Raw genomic sequence first — 2,452 nt, forward strand, 5'->3', positions numbered from 1 at the left:
CCGAATACGTCTCCCGGTCGCCGAAGTACCGGAGCGCGTACTCGGTCGGATACCACCCCGGTTCGGGAAACGCGGACGGCAGTTCTATCGGGACACGAATTTCGGTACAGAGATCACGGAGGAACGACCGCGTGACCATCGGCTCGAAGAAGATCAGCTCTCCGTCGAACGTCCCCCAGAGGAACGTATGGGTGAACGGTTCGCCGTTGAACTCCGGCGCGGTCCGGTCCATCAGGTGGTTCCCCATCCCCGGTTCGACGGCACTGAGGGATTCGTACTCCGGCGGCCGCTGGCGCAGTGGCAACGGTTCCGTCCCCCGCTCCAACGTTTCACAGGTGACCGCAGTGGATGCCTCCGGGCAGTATCCGTTCTCGATCTCGTCACGTTTCGCCCGCGGCATCAGATAGAAGTGGAAATCGAAGTGAGGGACGGAATAGACGTCCGGCGGCGGATGACCGTCCGGATTCCAGTTCAGCATGAACCACCGGAACGGTATCGTCTTCCCTCCTTCCGGGAACGCGAGGATGGTTTCGTGCCCGCAGCACGGTGTCTTCCCGTCCGGAATCTCCCACGTACCGTCTGTCGTCGCCGTCGGCAATCCGCTCAACACCTCGGCGGTGAACCGGACGCCGACGGACAGTGGCTTCCCTGACTGCGCGCTCGTGACGAACGTTCGAATCACTCCGTCACCCACGTCGGCGGGCGGCCCAAACGTCGTTCTACTCGGCGAGGTGTTTCCTTTCTTCGCCCCTTCGTTGGGTATCGACGTGGCGAGGAGCGGCCGTTCGGCCGGTCGATTCGTATCGAATCCGAATCGGGAGCCAGACGCACCGAATCCGAGTGCCTTCAGGAGCGTGCGACGATTGGATACCATCCGTGTAGAGCACAACGCGTACCCATGTCGTTCTTTGTCCAATTCGACGGACTCCGTGACGTTCAGGAACTATAATTTTGTTATTCGACTTATCGAAAGAAAGAACCGGGTGGGAGCCGAACTCCAACCAAATGCATCGAATCGAAACGTCCGAGTCCGAACGTCGAACCGTCGAGCCCACGCTTCACGTCGGCATCTTCCCGCTTCCTGCGTATGGTCACGTCAACCCGACGCTGCGGACGGCACGCGAACTCGTCGGTCGCGGTCACGAAGTCACGTATTACCTGCCCGAACGGTTCGCGGACGTGGTCGAACCGACCGGCGCGACGTTCGAGCGTCTCGGCGAGGAGTTCGACTTGATGAGTCGGATGAACGACGACGGGAAACCGGGCGTGAACCCGACCGACGACGATCAGGGTTCGCGCCGCGAACGCCTCGTCCGTTTCATGTCCGAGACGCTCGATTACGCCCCGCCGCTCGTCGACCGCGTCGCCAGGGACGACGTCGACCGCGTGGTTACCGACCCGATGTGCCTGTGGGGTCGTGTCGTGGCGAACGAACTCGACGCTCCGACGGTGTCGTTCAACACGAGTTTCGCCATGCGGGAGGGGTCGCCGTTGATTGAGAACGTCCGTTCGTTCGACGACGACGAACCCGGATTCTCCGGCGAGATTCTGGAGCTACTGACCGACGTCGGCATCGAAGACCCCGACCGGAGCGACTTCTTCGTCGCGGATACCGACCGCGCGCTGGTTCCGTTGACCCGCGAATTTCAGCCCGATGCGGCGTCGTTTGGCGACGATCACGTTTTCGTCGGCCCGATGGTGCGCGACGGTGGCGAACAGCGCGACGCCGACCTTCCGCTCGACCGCCTCGCCGAGCGCCGGTCGGTGTACGTTTCCCTCGGGACCGTCATCCGTGGGGACGACGACTTCTTCCGCGCCTGCTTCGATGCCTTCGACGACGGCGAATGGGAGGTCGTCCTCAAGGCGAAGACCGATGCCGACCGCCTCGATGCCGAGAGTCCGGAGAACGTCCACGTCCGCTCACGCGTCCCGCAACTCGACGTGCTCGACCGCGTCGACGCGTTCGTCACCCACGGCGGGATGAACTCGACGATGGAGTCGCTATCGTTCGGCACGCCGACGGTCGTCGTCCCACATATGGCCGATCAGCATCTCGTCGCCGAGCGGGTCAGTTCCCTCGGGGTCGGCGTCGTCCTCGAGGACGAGGAGGTAACGGCCGCGGCGGTCCGCGACGCCGCCGACTCGATCACGGCCGAACCGTATCACGAAGCTATCGAGGAGTTCAATGTGTCGGCTCGGTCCGCTGGCGGTGCTGAACGGGCGGCCGATACCATCGAAGAACCGGGAACGGCACCCCAACTCACCGAAGGCTGATCGGTGTCGCGTCGGCGACGCACGAGTGGGCGTAACAACCGTTGTGAGACATCGAAATAGAGACCGATTTCTCGAACCCTCGTACAGTCACCCTGAAGACCGGTCCGTCAGTTCTCGTAGGTTCGTTCGATTCCGTGGCGACGCAACAGGTGGCGCACGATGTTCAGTTCCCATCTCG

The 2,452-nt window shown here is 62.7% G+C and carries 2 protein-coding genes; one reads left to right on the forward strand and one right to left on the reverse strand.

Annotation, left to right across the window (positions count from 1 at the left end; genetic code table 11):
* A partial coding sequence (locus WBV42_RS14375) for a hypothetical protein (protein ID WP_423986640.1) occupies nucleotides 1–874 on the reverse strand: 874 nt, incomplete at its 3' end.
* A gap of 131 nt (nucleotides 875–1,005) precedes the next feature.
* On the opposite strand from WBV42_RS14375, the gene WBV42_RS14380 reads away from it, so the two are divergent.
* Nucleotides 1,006–2,274, forward strand: coding sequence for a macrolide family glycosyltransferase (locus WBV42_RS14380; RefSeq protein ID WP_423986641.1), 1,269 nt, complete (start codon nucleotides 1,006–1,008; stop codon nucleotides 2,272–2,274).
* Nucleotides 2,275–2,452 lie beyond the last annotated feature (178 nt).

It is taken from the genome of Haladaptatus sp. (assembly GCF_049589095.1).
Classification (GTDB): Archaea; Halobacteriota; Halobacteria; order Halobacteriales; family Haladaptataceae; genus Haladaptatus.

Bases quoted from the DNA above. Each gene is read 5' to 3' on its own strand.
- WBV42_RS14380 (WP_423986641.1), top strand. From the start codon at position 1,006: ATGCATCGAATCGAAACGTCCGAGTCCGAACGTCGAACCGTCGAGCCC.